The 20448-nt window shown below is 65.4% G+C and carries 17 protein-coding genes and 1 pseudogene; 10 read left to right on the forward strand and 8 right to left on the reverse strand.

The window, feature by feature from the left end:
- Positions 1–29: 29 nt before the first annotated feature.
- A complete protein-coding gene (locus ACQPYR_RS27620; protein ID WP_433621860.1) occupies positions 30–1589 on the forward strand; it encodes an MFS transporter in 1560 nt (519 codons plus the stop codon).
- Here ACQPYR_RS27620 and ACQPYR_RS27625 read toward each other — a convergent pair.
- Both ACQPYR_RS27625 and ACQPYR_RS27630 read right to left on the reverse strand, forming a co-directional pair.
- Positions 1577–2821, reverse strand: coding sequence for a PucR family transcriptional regulator (locus tag ACQPYR_RS27625; protein ID WP_433621861.1), 1245 nt, complete (start codon positions 2819–2821; stop codon positions 1577–1579). The two genes, ACQPYR_RS27620 and ACQPYR_RS27625, sit on opposite strands and share 13 nt — an antisense overlap.
- A 195-nt stretch (positions 2822–3016) precedes the next feature.
- On the reverse strand, positions 3017–3646 hold the full coding sequence (locus ACQPYR_RS27630; protein ID WP_433621862.1) for a TetR/AcrR family transcriptional regulator: 630 nt from the start codon (positions 3644–3646) through the stop codon (positions 3017–3019).
- 50 nt (positions 3647–3696) lie between these two features.
- Here ACQPYR_RS27630 and ACQPYR_RS27635 point away from each other — a divergent pair.
- From ACQPYR_RS27635 to ACQPYR_RS27645, 3 genes and pseudogenes are all read left to right on the forward strand, one after another.
- Positions 3697–3843, forward strand: a pseudogene (locus ACQPYR_RS27635) (AarF/ABC1/UbiB kinase family protein); the annotation flags it as partial.
- A 118-nt stretch (positions 3844–3961) separates the two neighbouring features.
- Positions 3962–4909: an alpha/beta fold hydrolase gene (locus ACQPYR_RS27640; RefSeq protein ID WP_433621863.1), complete on the forward strand. Its 948-nt coding sequence runs from the start codon at positions 3962–3964 to the stop codon at positions 4907–4909.
- A 273-nt stretch (positions 4910–5182) separates the two neighbouring features.
- Positions 5183–5938, forward strand: a complete 756-nt coding sequence (locus tag ACQPYR_RS27645) for an alpha/beta hydrolase (protein ID WP_433621864.1) — start codon at positions 5183–5185, stop codon at positions 5936–5938.
- 204 nt (positions 5939–6142) lie between these two features.
- On the opposite strand, the gene ACQPYR_RS27650 is transcribed toward ACQPYR_RS27645, so the two are convergent.
- Positions 6143–6766, reverse strand: coding sequence for an NAD(P)-dependent oxidoreductase (locus ACQPYR_RS27650; RefSeq protein WP_433621865.1), 624 nt, complete (start codon positions 6764–6766; stop codon positions 6143–6145).
- The gene (locus tag ACQPYR_RS27655) at positions 6763–7674 is read right to left on the reverse strand and encodes an EamA family transporter (RefSeq protein WP_433621866.1); all 912 of its coding nucleotides are present in this window, start codon (positions 7672–7674) and stop codon (positions 6763–6765) included. The genes ACQPYR_RS27650 and ACQPYR_RS27655 overlap by 4 nt, the downstream gene beginning before the upstream one ends.
- A gap of 79 nt (positions 7675–7753) precedes the next feature.
- On the opposite strand from ACQPYR_RS27655, the gene ACQPYR_RS27660 reads away from it, so the two are divergent.
- The 5 genes from ACQPYR_RS27660 to ACQPYR_RS27680 all read left to right on the forward strand — a co-directional run bounded on the left by ACQPYR_RS27660 (position 7754) and on the right by ACQPYR_RS27680 (position 12077).
- Positions 7754–8638: a LysR family transcriptional regulator gene (locus ACQPYR_RS27660; RefSeq protein WP_433621867.1), complete on the forward strand. Its 885-nt coding sequence runs from the start codon at positions 7754–7756 to the stop codon at positions 8636–8638.
- An 80-nt stretch (positions 8639–8718) separates the two neighbouring features.
- Positions 8719–10095, forward strand: a complete 1377-nt coding sequence (locus tag ACQPYR_RS27665) for an MFS transporter (protein ID WP_433621868.1) — start codon at positions 8719–8721, stop codon at positions 10093–10095.
- Positions 10085–10504 carry a MarR family winged helix-turn-helix transcriptional regulator gene (locus tag ACQPYR_RS27670; protein ID WP_433602560.1) on the forward strand — a complete coding sequence of 140 codons (420 nt, stop codon included), beginning with the start codon at positions 10085–10087 and terminating at the stop codon, positions 10502–10504. Before ACQPYR_RS27665 ends, ACQPYR_RS27670 begins: the two co-directional genes overlap by 11 nt.
- A gap of 75 nt (positions 10505–10579) precedes the next feature.
- Positions 10580–11806, forward strand: a complete 1227-nt coding sequence (locus tag ACQPYR_RS27675; RefSeq protein WP_433621869.1) for a cytochrome P450 — start codon at positions 10580–10582, stop codon at positions 11804–11806.
- Positions 11807–11852: 46 nt separating this feature from the next.
- Positions 11853–12077, forward strand: coding sequence for a hypothetical protein (locus ACQPYR_RS27680; RefSeq protein WP_387287899.1), 225 nt, complete (start codon positions 11853–11855; stop codon positions 12075–12077).
- 67 nt (positions 12078–12144) lie between these two features.
- Here ACQPYR_RS27680 and ACQPYR_RS27685 read toward each other — a convergent pair whose 3' ends face one another.
- Complete coding sequence (locus tag ACQPYR_RS27685; RefSeq protein WP_433621870.1) at positions 12145–12618, reverse strand: hypothetical protein; 474 nt, start codon at positions 12616–12618, stop codon at positions 12145–12147.
- A gap of 156 nt (positions 12619–12774) precedes the next feature.
- Here ACQPYR_RS27685 and ACQPYR_RS27690 point away from each other — a divergent pair, with 156 nt between their 5' ends.
- Positions 12775–13695, forward strand: coding sequence for an LLM class flavin-dependent oxidoreductase (locus ACQPYR_RS27690; protein ID WP_433621871.1), 921 nt, complete (start codon positions 12775–12777; stop codon positions 13693–13695).
- A 42-nt stretch (positions 13696–13737) separates the two neighbouring features.
- Here ACQPYR_RS27690 and ACQPYR_RS27695 read toward each other — a convergent pair whose 3' ends face one another.
- The 3 genes from ACQPYR_RS27695 to ACQPYR_RS27705 all read right to left on the reverse strand — a co-directional run bounded on the left by ACQPYR_RS27695 (position 13738) and on the right by ACQPYR_RS27705 (position 20304).
- Positions 13738–16290, reverse strand: a complete 2553-nt coding sequence (locus ACQPYR_RS27695; RefSeq protein WP_433621872.1) for an MFS transporter — start codon at positions 16288–16290, stop codon at positions 13738–13740.
- Between the two features lie 200 nt (positions 16291–16490).
- Positions 16491–19238, reverse strand: a complete 2748-nt coding sequence (locus ACQPYR_RS27700; RefSeq protein ID WP_433621873.1) for a hypothetical protein — start codon at positions 19236–19238, stop codon at positions 16491–16493.
- A gap of 100 nt (positions 19239–19338) precedes the next feature.
- A complete protein-coding gene (locus ACQPYR_RS27705; RefSeq protein WP_433621874.1) occupies positions 19339–20304 on the reverse strand; it encodes a polysaccharide deacetylase family protein in 966 nt (321 codons plus the stop codon).
- Positions 20305–20448: the final 144 nt, after the last annotated feature.

Here is a 20448-nt window from a genome sequence, read left to right on the forward strand (position 1 = left end):
AGACTGCACCCGTCCATAACGTCGTGGCCATGCAATTCGATGTCCTGAATCACGCTCCAGACCTGCCGACGCGTTCGGCCTCGCGGCGCGGCCTGCTCGCGGTCATCTGCGCGTGCGTCGTGCTGGTCGTCGGCATGGTCGCCGCGATCAATCTCGCCGTCCCGTTGCTCGCCACCAGCGCACTGCGCCCGTCCGCGTCGGCCCTGGTCTGGATTGTCGACACCTATGTGATCGTCTTCGCCTGTCTGGTGATCCCCGGCGGTGCGGCGGGAGATCGCTTCGGGCGCAAGGGGATTCTGCTATTCGGACTGGGGCTTTTCGCGCTCGGCGCGCTCGCGTCCGCAGCGGCACCGAACGTGGCGTTCCTGCTGGCCGGTCGGGCCGTCACGGGAATCGGTGCTGCCGCCGTACTGCCCAATACGCTCGCCGTCCTGCTGCACGCTGTTCCCGCTGAGCGCAAGGGCGCGACTATCGCGGTGTGGGCATCGATGACGGGCATCGGTGGAGTCGTCGGCAATGTCGGTGGCGGGGCGATCCTTTCGGGCGGTTCGTGGCGTTGGCTGTTCGCCGGTGTGGTGCCGATCGCGCTGGTGCTCGCTGGTCTCGTGGGACGGATCGCGCCGGTGTCGCCACGCCATGATCGTCGGCTCGACCCGTTCGGCGCGGTATTGCTGGTCGGTGCGTCGGTCGCGCTGCTGCTCGGCATCGTCCACGGGCCAGAAGCGGGTTGGGACAGTGCGATCGTTATCTCCGGATTCGCCTGTGCCGCAGCGTTGTTCACCGCATGGACTATTGTCGAGCTGAGAGTCGAACACCCGCTGCTGGATCCGCGGTTGTTCCGCCTCCCGGCCCTGCGCAGCGCCTGCCTCGGTATGACGGCGGTCTTCTTCGGCATGTTCGCGCTGTTCTACGTCAACGCGTCGTTCCTGCAGTACGGCAAGGGATTCGGCGTACTGCAAACCGGTCTCGGGATCATCCCGCTCACCGTCCCGATCATCCTCGGCGCCAAGCATGTCGGACGACTGTCACAGCGGATCGGGCTCGACGCCACCACCGCGCTCGCATTCGTATTCGTCGGCGGCGGACTGCTCGGACTGTCCACGAGCGGCGTGCAGACCCCCTATGCCGAATACGCCGCGTGGCTCGTCGTAATGGGAATCGGTGTGGCGCTGGCACTTCCGACATTGTCCGGTGCGATCGCCGGGGCGCTGCCGCCGGAACAGGCAGGGGTCGCGGCCGGCTTGCAGTCCACCACCCGCGAATTCGGCAGCGCCCTCGGCGTCGCCGTCATCGGCACGGTGCTCACCGCACGATTCGTCGCCGCACTACCGTCGCAGATCCGCGCCGACCACGATCCACACACCGTAGCGCAGGCACTGGCCATCTCCGACCGCACCGATGACATTGTCGCAGCGTTCATTTCGGGTGCAGACAGCGGATTCCGGGTGATCGGCATGCTCGTGCTCGTCGCGGGTGCGCTCGTCGTACTGCAATCGCTACTGTCCCGACGTCGATCCGCTCGACGAGCGCACGTCTCGGGGGCAGGGGCTACGGAGCCGTCGCCCTCCCCCGCGGATCACACGGCATGATTCCCCGAGACCGCCGATCGCCCTCCGGCGCGGGCGACGAGGGCGGAGCGCAGATACCACAGTCCGCTGGGTTCGGTGGGGTCGAAGCCGGTGATCTGGGCTATTCGGCGGAGTCGGTAGTCGACGGTGTTCGGATGGACGCACAGTTTGCGAGCGGCACGCGTTCGACTCAGGCCGGTGTCGATGTAGATCTGGAGGGTTTCCAACAGGTCCGGGTGTTCGTGCAGTGGGGTGAGCCGGTTGACGAGGACGTCACGTCCCAGCCCAGGACGGGTCAGTTGATATTGCAGCGCCAGTTCGGTGAATCTGTATGCGCCGGGCGCCAATTCGAGCTGTTGCACGGTGTCGAGGAGTTCGTGGGCATGGCGGGCGGCGGTGGGCACCTCGTCGGGGCGGGCGGTGACAACGGCGACGGTGAGCGGCACCTGCGTCGCCGACGACATCCGTTGCACCAAGCCGTCGAGTTCGGGATCGGTCCGCGCGGTGGACGGGACGAGAATCGTTCCGCCGTCGACGGATAACAGCGACAGCGCCGTTCCTCCGAATATGGTCGCGAGTGCGGCTTGGAGGCGGCGGAGCTTACGGCGCGCGACGACCTGTCCGTCGAGTTGCGGATGGCGCTCATCCGGATGCGCCGGAATCGCCACGGCGAGCACCGAGTACTCGTCGGCGATCGGTAAACCGCTTTCCCGCGCCGCCGAGGGATCGAGATGGCCGGCGAGCAACGCCGAGGTCAGGCTGTGCGCCGCGGTCTGCTGCTCGGCGGCAACGGCCTTGTGCTCGAGAACGTAGGCCTTGCTCACGGCGGCGGTGATCAGCTTCGACAGCTCCAGCACCGTAGTCGCGCCCCTGACGACGCCGAGTACGTCCGCCGGACCCGTACGAGCGAATATCAGATCCAGTCCCACTCTGAAGCCCTCGTGAACCGCATGCAGAACGGTATCGACGGGGACCCCTTCCCGGGTACATCCGGCGGCCGCAATCGCGAGCCGGTCGGTCTTCGTCGGCAGCGCGTGCCCGTTCACGCACTGGATCAGCCATCCCAGGCAGATCCGGACCACGGCCTTCACATCGCGGACCAGCGTTTGTCCCGGCAGCGCGCCGCACTGTTCGTCCGACTCCGCGAGATGTGCCATCACCTCACGGGTCAACCTGTCGATATCGCGCGTGGATGGCGTAATCGGCCGATCCAGCCCATTGCGTTCGGGCCGAACGAGACTCTCGATCGTCACGTATGACCTCCTATCCGCTGCCTGCTGTGTCAGAAAACGTTAAACCGAGCGCTCGCTCACCTTCTACTCCTCTTTTAACAATCCGCAACGGCCGCAATCACAGTCGGCTACCAGGCACAATGCTGATTCTCGCCGACGTCGAGGAGCGCTCACCGACCAATAGATGGGGAAGTGCTCACTTTTGAAGCCGCGACCTCAGGCCGTCCTGGCCTTGATTTCGGCCTCGGCCATCGCCGTGATCATCCGCGCGGTCATCTCGATCGCCTCTTTGCGCTCCCGGCTGTCGACCTCGAGCGCCGATGCGCGGAGCACCGCGGCAAAACCGGTGTTGATCAGCACGAAGGTCATCACATCGTATTCGTGATCGTCACCGGGGCCGAGCAGCTGGATCAGCAGCAGCTTGACCAGCAGCCGCAGCCGCGGCTCCAATTCGGGAATACCGCTGCTGTAGAACTGGACTCCGGCCACCAGTGCGCGCACCAATCGGGCGTTGGCCACCAGTTCGTCGGTGATGACTTCCAGGATGCCGGTGATCATTTCCAGCATCGGCTTGTCCGACAGCCCGAAGACCCGCTCGGTAAAGCGCCTTTCGACGTTTTCGAGCAGGCGCCTGAGCAGCTCTTCGACGATGACCGAGCGGTCGGCGAAGTACCGATAGACGGTGCCGATGCTCACCCCGGCCTCGGCCGCGATCCGGTTCGTCGAGGTGTCGGCGATACCGCGCTCCCCGAAAAGCTTTGCGGCGGCGTCGAGTATGTGTTCTCGGGTCGCCCTGGCGCGTTCCTGTGTCGGACGACGGCGCTGCCCAACGGCTTTCGGCGGCATCGCACCCTCCTGCCGAACTGTCTCGAGAAGATGAGCGTCGCTCAGTTTAGCGGCGCGCAGACCTGTTCACCCTCGCCGTGTTGGGCCAATTGGGGACCACGAACAATTGGCACCGAATCGCCAGGGAATGGCTCTACCACGAACCTCCGGCAACCGAGATCGGACGGGTGACAGCGCGCTGGCGCGCCGACCGGTGACACCTTGGTGGTGATCCGGTCCACCTTGGGGGCACGAGCTCAGCACTCGGGGATCTGATATCGGCGGGCGATGCGGCGGACAGTTAATCAAGTCACCGCAACCGAACCGGAGCCCCCGATGTCGATCACCAGCACCATCGCCACCTCGGCGGAACGTCGTGCCACGGTCTCGACCGAGGACGGCGTGGAACTCGCGGTTCGTGAATACGGCCCGCGAGACGCCGACCTCACCGTCGTCCTGCTGCACGGGCACTGCCTGCGCACCGCGTCGTGGACTTACGTCCGCCACGCGCTGGTGCGCCAGTACCCCGGCGCCCGGATCGTCTGCTACGACCATCGCGGCCACGGCGATTCCGCCGCGGCCTCCCGGCGGACCTACCACCTCGAGCAGCTCGGCAAGGACCTGCGCGACGTTATCGACGCCGTCGCCCCCACCGGGCCGGTCGTCCTGGTCGGCCACTCGATGGGCGGCATGACGGTGCTCACCTACGTCAGCCAGAATCCGCACGAGATCGGCACGCGCATCACCGGCGTCGCGCTCATCGCGACCGCAGCGAGTGGCATTGCCGACGCCGGTTTCGGCCGTCTGCTGCGCAATCCGGCCGTATCCGCATTCCAAGCGGCCGTCCGACGCGCTCCGGGACTGATGCACCACGCCAAGGTCGTGGCCTGCAAGGTCTTCGCCCCGATCATCCGGACCGCCGAATTCGGCGATCGCAAGGTGAGCTCGCGGGTGCTCGCGCTCGCCAACGCGATGCACAACGAGACACCGATCGTGACGATGGCGAGCTTCCTGAGCGCCTTCATGGTCTTCGACCAGACCGACGCCCTCGCGGTCCTGTCGAAGATCCCGACGTTGGTGCTGTGCGGTAGCGCCGACCTGATGACGCCGCCGTCGCATTCCGTCGCGATGGCCGCCGCCGTCGAGTACTCGGATTTCGTCCTGGTCGACGGCGCCGGCCACTCGGTGATCCTCGAGCAGCCGAGGAAGGTCGCCGAGGCCATTACCCGCCTGATGACGCGCGCCGGCGGGACCGCGAGCGCGCACCTCACCCTCGTCGCGTAGTCCGCTCAGGGCCGAAAGCTGAGATCGCTGCCAGCTCCGACTCGCTGCCTGGTGCTTCGCGATTCCCGATCGGTCCGAGTCACCGATGGGAAATGGTTGGGCGCGACGGCATCCGGGCTGGTAGCGTGCCGGAGACCGTGAGATCGCGCGAGGAGGTGAGACCCATGAACGCTGTATCCATGTGGGTGCTCCCCTTCGGGTTCACGGTCGGGCGATTGCGGTAGGTGTCGCCGGGAGTGCCGCTACAAGGCAATCCCGAAAGGCAACAACCAAATGCATTTCACCTCGCAGACATCATCGAACGGTGTCATCGAACGCGACTTCATTCTGGGCGAGGTCCCCGGTGTGCTCTGGTCACCCGAGTCCCGCGCGAATGGTGCACCCCTGATCCTGATGGCGCACGGCGGCGGCCAGCACAAACGAGCCCCGGGAATCCTGGGCCGCGCCCACCGCTTCGTGACGACCTGCGGTTTCCATGTCGCCGCCCTCGACGCGCCTGGACATGGCGACCGGTCCCGAACGGCGACCGACGAACAGCATGTGGCCGCGTTACGGCAGGCTCAGGCGGCGGGCGAACCCATCGGCCCGATCGTCGTCGAGATCCACCTCGACCTGGCGGCACGTGCCGTACCCGAATGGCAGGCGACCATCGACGCTGTTCAGAAACTGCCGGAGCTCGGCACCGAAGCGCCGATCGGCTTCTGGGGCATCATGCAGGGCACCGGAATCGGCGTGCCGTTGACGGCGGTCGAACCCAGGATCAGCGCCGCGGTCTTCGGTTGCCTCGGGCACGAAACCCTGACCGAGGCGGCGGCACAGATCACCGTCCCGATCGAATTCCTGCTCCAGTGGGACGACGAACTCGTCGATCGCCGATCCGGGCTCGCGCTGTTCGACGCCTTCGCCTCGAAGGAAAAGACGTTGCACGCCAATGCGGGCGGACACGCTGGGGTACCCCGGTTCGAAGTCGACAGTGCGGTCCGTTTCTTCACCCGGCATCTCGGCCGGGACGGCACATCACCGGCCTGATGTAACGGGTATCGGCGACCGGCGGTGCCGGTCGCCGATACCCGTCGCAAATTTCGTCGTACCGGTGCGGATCGGGTGCAGGCACTGAAGAGGGCAGGTCGATCACGGCGGGGAATGCACCATCGGCCGCCGCCCGATCCGCGGGCAGCAGCACGGCGACACCGAGGCAGGCGAGCGCGGCGGCGAGACCGGAGATTCGGCTTATCAGTAACCGACGGTGAAATGTTGGGTATCGCAGGGGATTTCGAGTTCGTCGACGACTGCCACGGCGAGATCTTCGGCCGAGATTCGGGATGCGCCATCGGCATCGGTGATGAGGGTGGTGGTGCCGCGCCGGTATTTTCCGGTGCGATGTCCGGGTTCGAGGAGGGCGGGCGGACTGAGATAGATCCAGTTGGCCGAATTTGTTCGGCAGGCTTCCAGTTGCGCGACACTTGCGGCGGCGATGGGGCGGATCGCGGGCGGCACATACTCAGGGCTGTCGATGACGAGCCGGTCTGCGCGTCCGGGGATCTGCAGCGGTGCGGCGCCGCCGACGACGAGGATGCGCGCTCGGACTGCCGCGGCCGCGTCGAGCAACGCCGTCGTGGTTGCGGCGACGGTGTTTTCCTGTCCTGGAGCCGGACGAGTCGCCATCACGATCGCGTCGGTGCCGTCGAGCAATCGGCTCATCTGGTCGGCGTCCTGCGCGACGGCGACCACTCCAGCGGGCAGCGTGGTCGGCCGCTCTTTCCGGAATACGGCTACGAGTTCATGGCCTCGGCTCGCGGCTTCGTCGACGACGCGTGAACCGACCATGCCTGCGGCTCCGACGACGGCAATCTTCATCGAGGTGTCCTTTCCAGGGTGGGAACGGGAAGTTGTCCCGCGACTATGGCGGCGAGTGAGAGCGCGAACCCCACGAGTTGGATCGGGCCGAGTGTCTGGCCGAGCAGAACGGCGCCGAGCACGGCGGCCACCAGCGGCGAGAGCAGGGAGAGAATCGAAACGGAGTTGACGGGCAATGTGGTGATGCCGCGGAACCACAGGACGTAGGCGATCAGGCCGCCGATCAGACCCAGCCAGAGGTAGCCGAGGACGGCGTCCGAGTCGATCGCAGCAGGTGCGCCCTCGAAGACGAAGGTGACGGGCACCAGGAACAGACCGCCCGCGGTGAGTTGCCAACCGGCGAAGGCCGTGGGGCTCACCTCGGCGGGCCGTCCCCAGCGTTTGGTGAGCGTCACGCCGAGCGCCATCGTGGCCGCGCAAGCCAGACCCGCGACGATCCCGATGCTGTCGAGTGCCGCATTCGGCCCGATCACCACCAGGCCGACGCCGACCACCCCCATTGCACCCCAGCCGATCCGCCATGCCGATGGGCTCTCGTGCAGAACTGTCACGGCCAGGATCGCCACGATGAGCGGCTGGGCTGCCGCCAAGGTCGCGGCGACACCGCCGGGCAGTCGTTCGGCCGCGACGAACAGCAGCGGGAAGAACAGCCCGATATTCAGCACGCCGAGCACGGCGGCCTTCCCCCACCAGGTCCCGCGCGGCAGCGTCCGGGTGAGCGCCAACGCGATCAGACCGGCGGGCAGCGCCCGCAACAGTCCTGCGAAGAGTGGATGTCCCTGCGGGAGAAGTTCGGTGGTGACGACATAGGTCGTGCCCCACGCCAAAGGCGCGAGCGCCGTCAGGCCGGCGCGAGGCAGGTTTACCGTCGAAGCACCGGAAACCCGCTGTGCTACTGAACTTTTCACACTCGCAGTCTCACCCGGCCACGATCAATGAGTCCAACACATGTTTGTCACCGGATCAATCTCGATTCAAGATTGATCCATGGAGCTCCAGCAGATGCGCTACGTCGTCGCGGTCGCCGAGACGAATAGCTTCACCAGGGCCGCCGAACGATGTCTGGTAGTCCAGTCCGCCCTCAGTCACCAGATCGCGCGCCTGGAACGCGAACTCGGCGCGCGCCTCTTCGAGCGCACCAGCCGCCGGGTGCGGCTGACACCGGCCGGTGCGGCGTTCCTCCCCGCCGCCCGTCAGTGTCTCGACGCCGCCGAGCGCGCAGCCGCTGAGGTCGCCGCGGCAATCGGTGAGATACGCGGGCGGCTCGCCGTCGGCCTGATCCCGACCGTCGCCGCGGTCGACCTCCCGGGCGCACTGCGCGATTTCCGTCGGCAGTACCCGCAGGTGCGCATCGACCTGCGGGTGGGCGCGAGCGACGACCTCATCGAACAGGTCAGGGACGGCGCCGTCGACGTGGCCTTCCTGGGGCTGCCGACCACGGCGCGGCCCCAGAGCGTCGCCGTTCACGAACTCGCCCGCGATCGACTCGTCGCTGTGGTCGCCCCGGACCATCCCCTCGCTGCCGAAACACTGGTCGACCTGCACAGACTTTCATCCGAGGTTTTCGTGGACCTCCCAGCAGGCACGGCCGGGCGAATCCAATCCGACCAGGCCTTCGCGGCCGCCGGTCTCGACCGTGACGTCGCCTTCGAAGTGACCAGCGCCGACTACATCGCCCGACTCGTCGGGCCGGGTCTAGCCGTGGCCATGCTCCCCGCCGCCTACGCGCCCCAGCTGACCGGCGTTGTCACCATCGAGGTCACCGACGCGCCGGCCCGGGTCGAGTACGTCATCTGGAGCCGCGCAGGCCGCACGCCCGCGGCAACCGCCTTCCTCGCCGTTCTCGGCATCCCGGCGCACACCGGCGACTGAAACATCAGCCGGATGTTCCACAGCTCACATCGTGGGACATGCCCTTGCATTCAGAACAGTTGTGATTACACAATCATTGTATGAACACAACTGTCGGAGAGCTGACGCCGCGGCGCAAGCTGGTGGTATTGGCGACGTGTTGCCTGAGTCTGCTGATCGTGTCGATGGATTCGACGATCGTGAATGTCGCAGTGCCTGCGATTCGAGCGAATCTGGACGCACCGCTGGGGCGGCTGCAGTGGATCATCGACATCTACACGCTCACGCTCGCGAGTCTGCTGATGCTCGCCGGTGCAACGGCGGATCGGTTCGGGCGGCGTCGGGTGTTCCGGATCGGGTTGACGGTCTTCGCACTCGGGTCGCTGGCCTGCAGCCTCGCGCCGAATATCGAAACCCTCATCGGGGCAAGGTTTTTGCAGGCTGTCGGCGGGTCGATGCTGAATCCGGTTGCGATGTCGATCATTACACAGGTCTTCACCGGGAAGGTGGAACGCGCTCGCGCGGTGGGCATTTGGGGTGCGGTCGTCGGTATTTCGATGGCCTTGGGGCCGATGGTCGGCGGTGTGCTGATCGATGCGCTCGGGTGGCCGTCGGTGTTCTGGATCAATCTGCCGATCTGTGCGCTCGCGCTGGTTCTGACGACTCTATTCGTGCCGGAATCGAAGTCGGCCACGGTGCGCGGACTCGATCCGATCGGGCAGTTGCTGGCGATCGCGTTTCTGTTCACGGTGGTGTTCGGGTTGATCGAGCGGTTGCCGATGGTCTTCGCGGCGTCGGCGGTGGCTCTCGCGGCCTTCCTGTGGCAGGAATCGCGGCGCTCGGATCCGTTCATCGATCTGCGCTTCTTCCGCAGTGTGCCGTTCGCGTCGGCGACGGTGACCGCAATCTTCGCCTTCGCGGCACTCGGGGCGTTCCTGTTCACCTGCTCGCTGTATCTGCAAGAGGTGCGCGGTTATTCGGCGGTGCACACCGGGGCGCTGTATCTGGCCATGGCGGTTGCGACGCTCATCTTCTCGCCGCTGTCGGGGCGTCTGGTCGGGCGCTACGGAACCAAACCCTCACTGCTCGCGGCGGGCGTCGCGCTGACCATCGCCGCCGTGCTGCTCACTCGACTCGACGGGACAACTCCGGTCTGGCATCTGCTCATCGTCTTCGCGATCTTCGGAATCGGATTCGGCATGGTCAATGCACCGATTACGACGGCGGCGGTCAGCGGGATGCCACTGGATCGCGCGGGTGCCGCGGCGGCGGTCGCCTCGACCAGCAGACAGGTGGGCGTGAGCATGGGTGTCGCGCTGTGCGGCGCGCTGACCGGCGCCGGTCTGTGGTGGCTGATTGCGGTTTTCACCGCCGGAATCGCCATACTCGGCATAGTCGCGAACACCCGCTGGGCCGCGCGGTCCCGCGATCGCGTCGCCCCGATATTGGAAGAGAAGGTCCCCGCACATGCCGGATGACGTACCCACCGCCGATGAGGTGTGGGCCCAGCTCACCAACCTGGTGATGGATACCCGCGACTCGTGGAAGCGGGCGGTCAGCGAACGAACCGGCTTGCCGTTCAGTCGAATTCGCATTCTGCGCCGCCTGCGTCCCGGCCCGCTCACGCTCAACCAGATCGCGCAGGCGACCGGCATGGATGCGCCCGCGACCACGGTCGCGGTCAATAATCTCGACGAACTCGGCCTCGTAGTGCGCGAGATCGACCCGACCAACCGCCGCCGCAAACAGGTCTCCATCACCTACGCCGGTCGCGCCGTACTCGCACAGGCCATGGCCACCCCCGACCCCGCCCCGGCCGCCGTCGCCGCCCTCTCCCCCGACGACCTGCGCTCGCTGCATCAGCTCTTACACAAGCTCGAGCACTGACGCATTTCACCATTTCGGAGCGGCGCACTGTGCTTCAATCATATGTAGAACGTGTTCCAGCTCTGGGAGGTGGCCATGGCCACGCCGTCGATTCCCGCCGGATTCGATTTCACCGACCCGGACCTGTGGGCGAGACGCAGACCCACCGCGGAATTCGCGGAGCTGCGCCGAGCCGCGCCGGTCTGGTGGTGCGCCCAGCCCGACCGCTCCAGCGGCTTCGATGACGGCGGCTACTGGGCGGTCACGAAACTCGAACACATCAAAGAGATCTCGAAACATCCGGAGATCTTCTCCTCCACGGCGAACAGCGCGATCATCCGCTATCAGTCCACCATCACCCGCGAACAGATCGATATGCAGCGGCTGATTCTGCTCAATATGGATCCGCCGGTCCACACCAAGAATCGCCGCATCGTGTCCAAAGGCTTCACACCGCGCGCGGTGGAGGGTCTGCGGGCGGCGCTCACCGAGCGCGCGGCCCGGATCGTGCACGAGGCCAAGAAGTCCGGCAGCGGCGATTTCGTGGAGCAGGTAGCCTGCGAGCTGCCGCTGCAGGCCATTGCCGAACTGCTCGGGGTGCCGCAGCACGATCGCAAGAAGCTGTTCCACTGGTCCAATCAGATGATCGGCGCCGACGATCCGGAGTACGCCACCGATGCGCCGACCGCACAGCTGGAATTGACCGGCTATGCCTGGACCATGGCCGAGCAGCGGCGCGCCTGCCCGGCGGACGATATCGTGACGCAGCTGGTCAATGCCGATATCGACGGTGAGCATCTGGGTTCGGACGAGTTCGCGTTCTTCATGATCCTGCTGTCGGTGGCTGGTAATGAGACCACCCGCAATTCGATCACCCACGGCATGAAGGCCTTCGTCGACAACCCGGACCAATGGCGGCTCTATAAGGAGCAGCGGCCGCGCACCGCGCCGGATGAGATCGTGCGCTGGGCCACCCCCGTCTCGGTATTCCAACGCACCGCGATGCGCGATGTGGAGCTCGGCGGTCAGTTGATCCGCAAGGGCCAGCGCGTCGGATTGTTCTACAGCTCGGCCAATTTCGACGAGGACGCCTTCGAGGACCCGTTCAGGTTCGATATCCTGCGCGACCCCAATCCACACGTCGGATTCGGCGGCGCGGGCACGCACTACTGCCTCGGCGCGAACCTGGCCCGGCTCGAGATCGATCTGATGTTCAATGCCATCGCCGACACCATGCCCGAATTGAGTCAGATCGCCGAACCCGAGCACCTGCGCTCCGGATGGCTCAATGGCATCAAACGGTGGGAAGTACGTTTCGATTGATGCACGCGACCTCGGCAAAGCCGTTGCAAGCGCGCATCATGTAACTATGGAACCTGAACCAGTGCGGGTGCGGGTGATCCTGTTGTTCGGCGATCGGGCGCAGGTGCAGACACCATGGCATCCGGCACATTCGCCCATGTGGATACCGGCTGCCGATATCGCCGAACAGGCCGGGCTGCCACAGAACGAATTACCGGGACGGGAGTTCTGGGCCTCCGGTGATGAGCACGGGCTGACCGGTTTTCGGCTGGTCTTCGATCCGCGGCTCTGATTCGCGTCCGAGTCTCGCAGTGCGGCACACACATCCGCGTGCCGCGAGAGCGTCAGCAAGTCGTGAACTAGTTCGCCACCATGTCGTACTGCAGTAGTTCGAAGCCGGTGGGCACGGTGGCACTCATCGAGATGCGATCCCCGGACCAGGTCCCGACCAGTGCGGCGTCGCCGCCGGCGCAATCCGCGCCTTCCGCAGTGAGCATCGGCAGCGGATGGATGCGGTGGCGGTCGTCGCCGTGCCGGACCGTCGCTTTGTCCACATAGGTGCGTTTGTCGTGGTTGAGGATGTAGCGGCCGATGAAGCCGTGCTGCGGCGCGACCAGCGGCGCGACGGAGGCGGCCTTGTCGTAGAGGCTGGTCTGCCTGCCCACCTGCGGTCCGGCCCACACCACCCGTGTCGGCACCGTCAGCAGGCGCTCCACACCCTGGACGAAGTCGTCGCCGATCCAGGCGCGTCTCAGGAATCGGATCTTGGGTTCCAGATACCCGATCAGTTTGTGGTCGGCGTCCAGGAAGACGGCTCTGCAGAACTGCCCCACGGGGGTGATTTCCTCTCTGGGATAACGGCTTTCGGATAATCTAGCCTGCGCGCATCGTTACGGCTCGGCGGGTGGTTACAGTCGAGTTACCGGCATGTTCGGGTCTGGCTCGATGACTCGGAACCGCTGCTTCGATGCGCGCGATAGGCTCGGCTGATGCGATACGCCATTTCGCTTCCGCAGCTCATTCCCGACGGATCATTCCAACCGGAAAATCTGCGGGCCTACCTGGATCGAGCCGAGGCGCTCGGCTTCGAGAGCGCGTGGACGACCGAACAACTGCTCGGATCCGCGCCCAATCTGAGTCCGATCGAGTTGTTGACCTTCGCGGCCGCATGCAATGAGCGGTTGCGCTTCGGATGCGCGGTGTTCGTGACGCCGCTGCACAATCCGGTGCATCTCGCCAAACGCATCAGCACGCTGGATCAGCTCACCCGCGGCCGGCTCGAGATCGGCGTCGGGATCGGCGGACGCAACCGGATGTTCTCCGCCTTCGACGTCGACCCCGCCGACAATCTGGTGACCCGCTTCAACGAGGGCCTGCGCGTCATGAAGGCACTGTGGACCCAGCCACGTATCGATATCGACGGCGAGTTCTGGCAGCTGACCGGCGCCACCATGGAGCCGAAACCGTTCCAGAAGCCTTATCCGCCACTGTGGTTCGGCGGCAGCACACCCGCCGCACTCCGGCGGGCGGTCCGGCACGGCAACGGGTTCTTCGGCGCCGGTTCGAGTACGACGGCCAAATTCGCCGAACAGGTCCGGTACGTGCGCGAGACTCTCGCCGAAAACTCCGACGCCCCATCGGATTTCCGCATTGCCAAACGCGTCTACATCGCGGTCGACGACGACCCGGCACGGGCCGAACAGCGCATGGCCACCGCCCTGACCGACTTCTACGGCGAATTCGGAAAAACCCTGCTGCCCGTCGCCGTACACGGCACACCCAAGGACTGCATCCAGGGTTTACGCGAGGTGGCCGACGCCGGGGCCGAAATGATCCTGATCAACCCGCTGTTCGACGAGGCCGCTCAAATGGAGCGCATCGCCGCGGAGGTGTTGCCGCACGTCGACTGAGCGGGCGGTAACGCCAAGGCGCCGGTGTCTACTGAGCTGGCGTCAGCGCGGGTCGGGAGCTTCGGCGGGTTCGTAGCCGAGCCGGACGTCGTGGGTCACTTCGCCGCCGGAGACTGTTACCCGGGTGGTGACGGGTGGGTAGCCGCGGGCTATTACCGTGTAATGGCCTTCGGGGAGGTCGGTTACCAGGTAGCGGCCGTTGGCGTCCGTGCGGGCCGTGGCGGTGAGATCGCCGGATGCGTCCAGGACGGTGATCTGGATGTCCGGGACGGCTCGGTCGCCGTCGGCCCAGGCGGATCCGGCCAGCACGGCCATCGATGCCATATCGATGTCGTGATGCAGGAGACCGCTGTCGGGGATGGTGAGGGTGGTGGCGCTGGGGCGCATATGTTCGGCAACGGCCACCAGGGTGTAGGTGCCCGAGACGACACCATGACAGACATACGCGCCGTCGCCCGCGGTGATGGCCGCGCCGACCACCTCACCGTGGATATCGGTCAGTGTCACGGTGGCACCTGGCAACGGGGTACCGCGACCGGCCGAACGGACCACACCGGACAATTCGCCGGAGCCGGTGAGGGTCAGGTCGAGCAGCTGTGGGCGCTGTCCGATGGCCACGCTGACCGCCTCCGGCCGATGTCCGGTCGCCGACGCGATCAAGACGTAGTTGCCCGCGGCGGGCGCCTCGATCCGGTAGCCGCCGTCGGCATCGCCGCTCGCGCGCGAAACCTGGTGTCCCCGTTGGTCGATCAGGGTCAGCACGGTGCCGGGCACCGGTCTGCCGTCCTCGCGTCCGATCCGCCCGCCGATCGATGCGCCTTCGTATTCGATGCTCGAATGCGACTGCGGCACAACGGCGGCCACATACACACCATTGCCGTCGTGATCCACCGAGATTCGGCCGACCGCACCCGCCAGCACCGGTTCGGGTTCGGAGAGCACCTCGGCGGCACCCTCCCAAACCTGCGCCTGCGCCCAACTGTCCTCGGCCTCCGAAGGCACCTGCTCCACAGCGGGTACCGGATTGTCTTGCAGCGGAATCTCTTTCATGAACATCAGCACCAGGCACGCCAGCAGCGCCACCCCCGCCGCGGCATAGAAGACGCCGTGCATCGCATCGGTGAACCCGATCAGAATGGGCACTCTCAGCTCGTCGGGCAGCGCCGCGATTCCGCTGGTGTTGCTCTGCATGGTGCTCAACTGCGCGGCATCGAAACCGGGGGGCAGCGCACCACCGAACGCGTCGATGATCCGGTGCGGCAACAGGTTGAACAGGATGGTCAGGAATACCGCGACACCGAGGGTGCCGCCCATCTGCCGGAAGAAGGTCGCCGAAGCGGTCGAAACACCCATATCCGAACGCGGACCGGCATTCTGCGCCGCGATGATCAGGGTCTGCATGCAGCAACCGAGCCCGAATCCGATGACGCCGCCGTAGACCAGCGGCTGCCATAGCGGACTGTCGTAATGCACTCGGCCGTAGAGCGCCGCGCCGACCGCGATGATGAATGTCCCGATCACCGGCAGGATCTTGTAGCGCCCGGTCAATTTGGTGGTCAATCCGGCCAGCTGCGAGCCGAACATGATGCCGAGCACCAGCGGGAGCATCAGCAGACCCGATTTGGTCGGCGAATATCCGCGCACCACTTGGAAGTACTGCGGCACCATGACGATCGCGCCGAACATCGCGATACCGACAATGAATCCGCCCGCGATGGTCACGCTGAAGGTCGAATTCTTGAACAGCCGCAGGGGAATCAGCGCCGCATCCTTCATCAGGAATTCGACGAGCACGAACAGCAGCAGCCCGCCCGCACCGATTCCGTAGCAGATCAGCGACCGCTGCGAACTCCAGCCCCAATCCCGGCCCTGTTCGGCGACGATCAGCAGCGGCACCACACAGGTCGTCAATGCGACGGCGCCGAACCAGTCGATGCGGTGATCCTGGCGCTGATGCGGAGTATTGAGCACCTTGGCGACCACGCCGAGCGCGAGCACGCCGATCGGCACGTTGACCAGGAACACCCAGCGCCAACCCTCGAGACCCCAGAGTTGGTCGTAGTTCGAGAAGAAACCGCCGAGCACCGGCCCGAGCACGGTCGCGGTACCGAAGACCATCATGAAATAGCCCTGGTAGCGCACCCGCTCCCGGGCCGGCACGATATCGCCGATGATGGTGAACGCCAACGACATCAACCCACCCGCGCCCAGCCCCTGAAAGGCGCGGAATCCGGCGAGTTCGTACATCGAGGTGGCGAAGGTGCAGGCCACCGAACCGATGACGAACAGTCCGATCGCGGTGAGGTAGAACGGCTTTCGGCCGTAGATATCGGCCAGTTTGCCGTACAGCGGGGTGGTGATCGTCGCGGTGATCAGATATGCCGTGGTCGCCCAGGCCTGTTCGTCGAATCCGTCCAGGCTGTTGGCGATCCGCACGATCGCGACGCTCACGATGTTCTGATCCAGCGCGGCGAGGAACATGCCGAGCAGCAGTCCCGACAGGATGGTCAGGATCTGCCGGTGCGACAGTGACGTCCCCTCACCGGCATCCAGGTTCGGCGACTTTGCCGGGGCCTGGACGGTCGAATTCGTCATAGTTTGAGCCCTAGTTCTGATCGGCTATCCGTGGTGGAAGTGTCTCGAAACCTGAGTCGAGCCGGTCGAGCAGTTGGCACACTGCGCCACAAGCGATCCGCCCCCACACGCCGATCACCCGTAACTAGTTGCGCTCGCTAATATACATACGGCCGCTCAGGGCGAAACGGCCTGGTCGGATCATCCCGACATCCAATGCCTCAGCGGCCGAGCGGATCCGGGCGGCACTGCACCGGATCGCTGGCTACGGCTCGGCCGCAGCCGAAAATCATAACGGGCTCGGCGTGATTCGACGGATCCCAGATCTGGTCGACGCTGAGCAGACCGACCCACTTGTCGGCGGTCACCCGACCAGACCGCGCGCCGAGGCTGACCGAGAAGTCGAGTACGCCGCTGCTCGACTCGATCACCGGCTGCTTCGGCAGGTCACGCAGCGCAGCCCACACGGCAGCCGCACTGATCGGAATCTGTTCTGTCCAAATGCCGGCCACCGCGGGAATCAGCGACTGCACCGCCCGCGCGAACAGCCCAACCGCGTCGTAACCCAGGATGACCTGTTCACCCAGTGGATGAAGTTGGCGGCGCTCGCCGGCAGGTTCGCCGGACTCGGCACAGGCGTCCCAACTCGGAATATCGGGATCCTCGGTGACGGCCAAATTGTAGAACTCGACGCGGCTGCGGATGCCCTGGCCTTTGTTCGCGCAGGTCACGAGGCCGGATTTGGCGACGTAAATCAGGGGGCGGGCACTGTTGGCCGCCTTCCGGCGCTCGGCGCTGGCCATGAATCGGTTCGCGGAATCGTCGGCGATCAGCACGACCCGTTTGTCACCACAGGACTTGTTCAGGCTCTGCAGAAAGTCCGGAAATTCCCAATCCCGACCGGCGAAGAACATCACCTCATCGCAGGCGTCCACACCATCGGCCCGGGTGAAGGCATCCTGGCGATCCCAGGACCCATCCCAGACGGGATGTCCGTCCGCACCGAGAACATGCAGATCCGCGGCCATATTCTCGGTGTAGAGATCGGAGCTGTCGGGCCGGTGGTAGATCCGCAGACCGCGCCCCGCGAGGCGGGGTACCGACCGCACGTATTGCCGGACCATATCGGCGACCATCTGGTTCGAAGCAGAAATCTGAAAATACAAAGGCGATGAACGCACCATCTGATCCGCCGACAAGCTGGGCGCGACCATCGGTAAACCCAATCCCGTCAACGCATTGACGATGTCGACGGTGGCGGTTCGGCTCTGATCGAATCCGATCACCCCGACGATGGTCGGCTCGGAACGGACCAGTGGGGCGAGCATCTCGACAGTCCGCTTGCTCTGCGCGGTGAGCGGACCGCTATTGGCCAGCACGAAGCGGACGAGCGGAACGGTGTCGGAGGTTACCGGTTCGATCGGTCCCACAGACCTGATGGCGTGGTACTGGGCCAGCGCCAGCCCTTCGAGATCCTCACTCTGCGCGGGGTAATCGGTCGGCAACCCCGTCAGCTGACCGACATAGACCAGGGTGAAGAACGGCCGAGTCGGTTGCTGGGCGGCCAGCCGCTCCGCGATGCGATTCTGCTTGTACAGGCGCTTCTGTACCTCCACCAACCGTTGCGCATTGGGCTCATTCTTGGCGAAAAGATAACCTCGACCACTGCTTTCGGGATCATCGGGGTCATAGGCGCTGAATCCGAGGCACTCGGCTCCATTCCCCTTCGCCACCTGCACCCACTTGCTCGGTGCGCCGGAGCCGCAGGCCTCAGCGAGGGGCCGCCACGGCTGCCAGACCGCCGCGCCGATCGCGGCGATCGACAAGATGACGACGGCGCAAATCGGCAGGGCACGCCGCGCCCACCACGGCGGTCGCGGTACCGGGATCCGCTGGAAACCATCGGCATTGCCGTCATGTTCGGCGCTCGTGGGTACGGCGAAAACCAGAAACCACGCGCGCGGCCGCTGCCGCTGCCGCGCGATCGGCAGCTCTTCTTCCCATTTCCGGTATGCCCGCATCGCCCGGTGCGGCGAGCGCACCACGACGCCATCCGGCACCGGGCGCACGTCGGACACCAGCAGCAGTGGGTCGTCGATGCCGGTTTCGTTCCGGATTTCGTCGACCAGACCCAGCAGTCGACGGCCGACTTCGGTGCCACCGTGCTGCAATACGACAACCGGATAGGTTGTGCGCCGGGCGGCGCGGATGCGCCACATTCGACGACCGTAGGCGACCCGCAGGTCCTCCAGGAAGGCATGCAGCAGTAGCTTGTCGAGTTGTTGCCAGTTCTCCTGTCGACGCGCGTTTTCGGTCAGGCGATGTGCGAATCCGACGAATTGGCTCGACTGTTCGGGCGCCAGATAGCGCTGGTTCATGAGCCAGCGGAACTCCCGGCCGATTCCGGGAATCCGGCCACCGGTACGGACCCGGAATACCGCCTTCGGCAACAGCAACCGCACCACACCGAGCAACAGACGCTGCAATGGCCCCACCGTGGACTCCGCGTGCGCGAGTAGTTCCTCTCCCCAACGCCCGAAGTCTCTGCGCAGCAGGGTTTCCAGTTCGCGCAACTCATTGTCGGAGGTCAGCTTCTTTGCCATCAGCCATTCGACGAGCCGGTAGTGCCGGAACGTCAATGGCCGCATCCGTCCGAAGCGATCCGCCGACAGCCCCTTGCAGAGTGTGTACAGCAAACGCCGCAGTTCCGTCAGGCCCGGTGTGGTGTCCTCGGCGAGCGAGCTACCGGCCGGGAGTTCGGCCGGATCCGCGGCATCGGCCGTCACATGAACGGCGTCGGCGAGTGCATCGCTGAACGTCGTCAGGGTCGCGACGACCTCGGCGGCGGCACCGGATAGCCCGATTATCGGCAACATTCGATCGGCACGTCGCTCACGACGCACCAACCACGGCAACAGATCTTCGAACGTACCCGCGGCCGGAAAACTCGCGGCCGGATCGTGTGACATACGGGCTCCCCGGTCTCATCGGCAATCAGTGGCCGTGAGTCAACCACTGTGTTCCGGGACCGGTCCGCGCAAACTCTTGGCATACTTGGATCTATGTTTGTCAATAGGGGTTGAACTGATCGCGCCAGCGCGGATTCAGTTCGTCGGCAAGGAGTCCGGGAGCCGAGATCTTGTCCGGGTTGCCGTCGGAGGTGTAGCGCTGGTCCGGATGCTGGTCGAGGCGGTCGAGCCAGTAGGCGGAAGCGAAGACGACCTCGGCCTTCCCTGACCGGATGCGCGGCACGCCAGCAGGATCGACCTGGCCGAATGGAGAGGGTGCGGGTGCTGCGCCGACCAGCAGCACGGCCTCGAACGCGTAATGCGTGCCGTCCCAACTTCCTGTGGTGGCGAGTGCACGATCGGTCGGGAAAATGCCGAGCGGCAAGGCCATCGTGCGCACCCGATTGCCGGGGGCCGCGGTTGTGATCGCACGCAGGTTCTCGACCAACTCGCGCTGCACTCCGGCGCTGTCCAGGCGACCGAGGTTGGCGTGGCTCGCGGTGTGCGCGCCGATTTCGTATCCGTGGGCGGCCAGCCAGGGCAGTGCGCGCGGGTCACCGGCGAACGGCTCGTTATTGACGTAGAACGTCGCGGTGGGCCGGAAGTCCGGATTGCGCGCGCCGAACTCCTCGAGAATCCCGATCGCGGTGTCCGGGGCCACCTTTGCGTCCTCGGTGAACCGAACCTGGGTGATGGTGGAGTCGTCGAAGGTGAGCACCACCGGGTGGGTGCCCGCGGGGATGTCGATATGGCCGCAGATGTAATCGGCGACGGTCACCGGTCGGTAGTTCTCGCGGTGCAACCGCTCGAGTTCAGCGCGAAACTTCTCCGGAGTCTGGTCGTATTCGCCGACCGGATTCGGCGTCACCTGGTGGTACATCAGGATGGGAACGAGTCCGAGTTCGTTGGCTCCCACCGCAATCGGATCGAGCGTCGGTGTGGTCACCGGAACCTTTTCGATGGCCGCCGGGACCGGATCCGGCGCCGCATCACATGCGGTGGCCGTTGCGAATATCAAGGCCGACACGACAACCCGAGTTCCGATAGCCGAGCACCGCACCACCGATCGAACGGTACGCGGTCGCACGGAATCTCGGTTGCGAATCGGCGTAACCACGCCCGACGGAGCTGTTCGAGGTAGATAGTTAGGCAATAGCGACGGATGAAAGTT

Origin of the sequence: Nocardia sp. CA-120079, assembly GCF_050955745.1 — a bacterium.
GTDB lineage: Bacteria > Actinomycetota > Actinomycetes > Mycobacteriales > Mycobacteriaceae > Nocardia.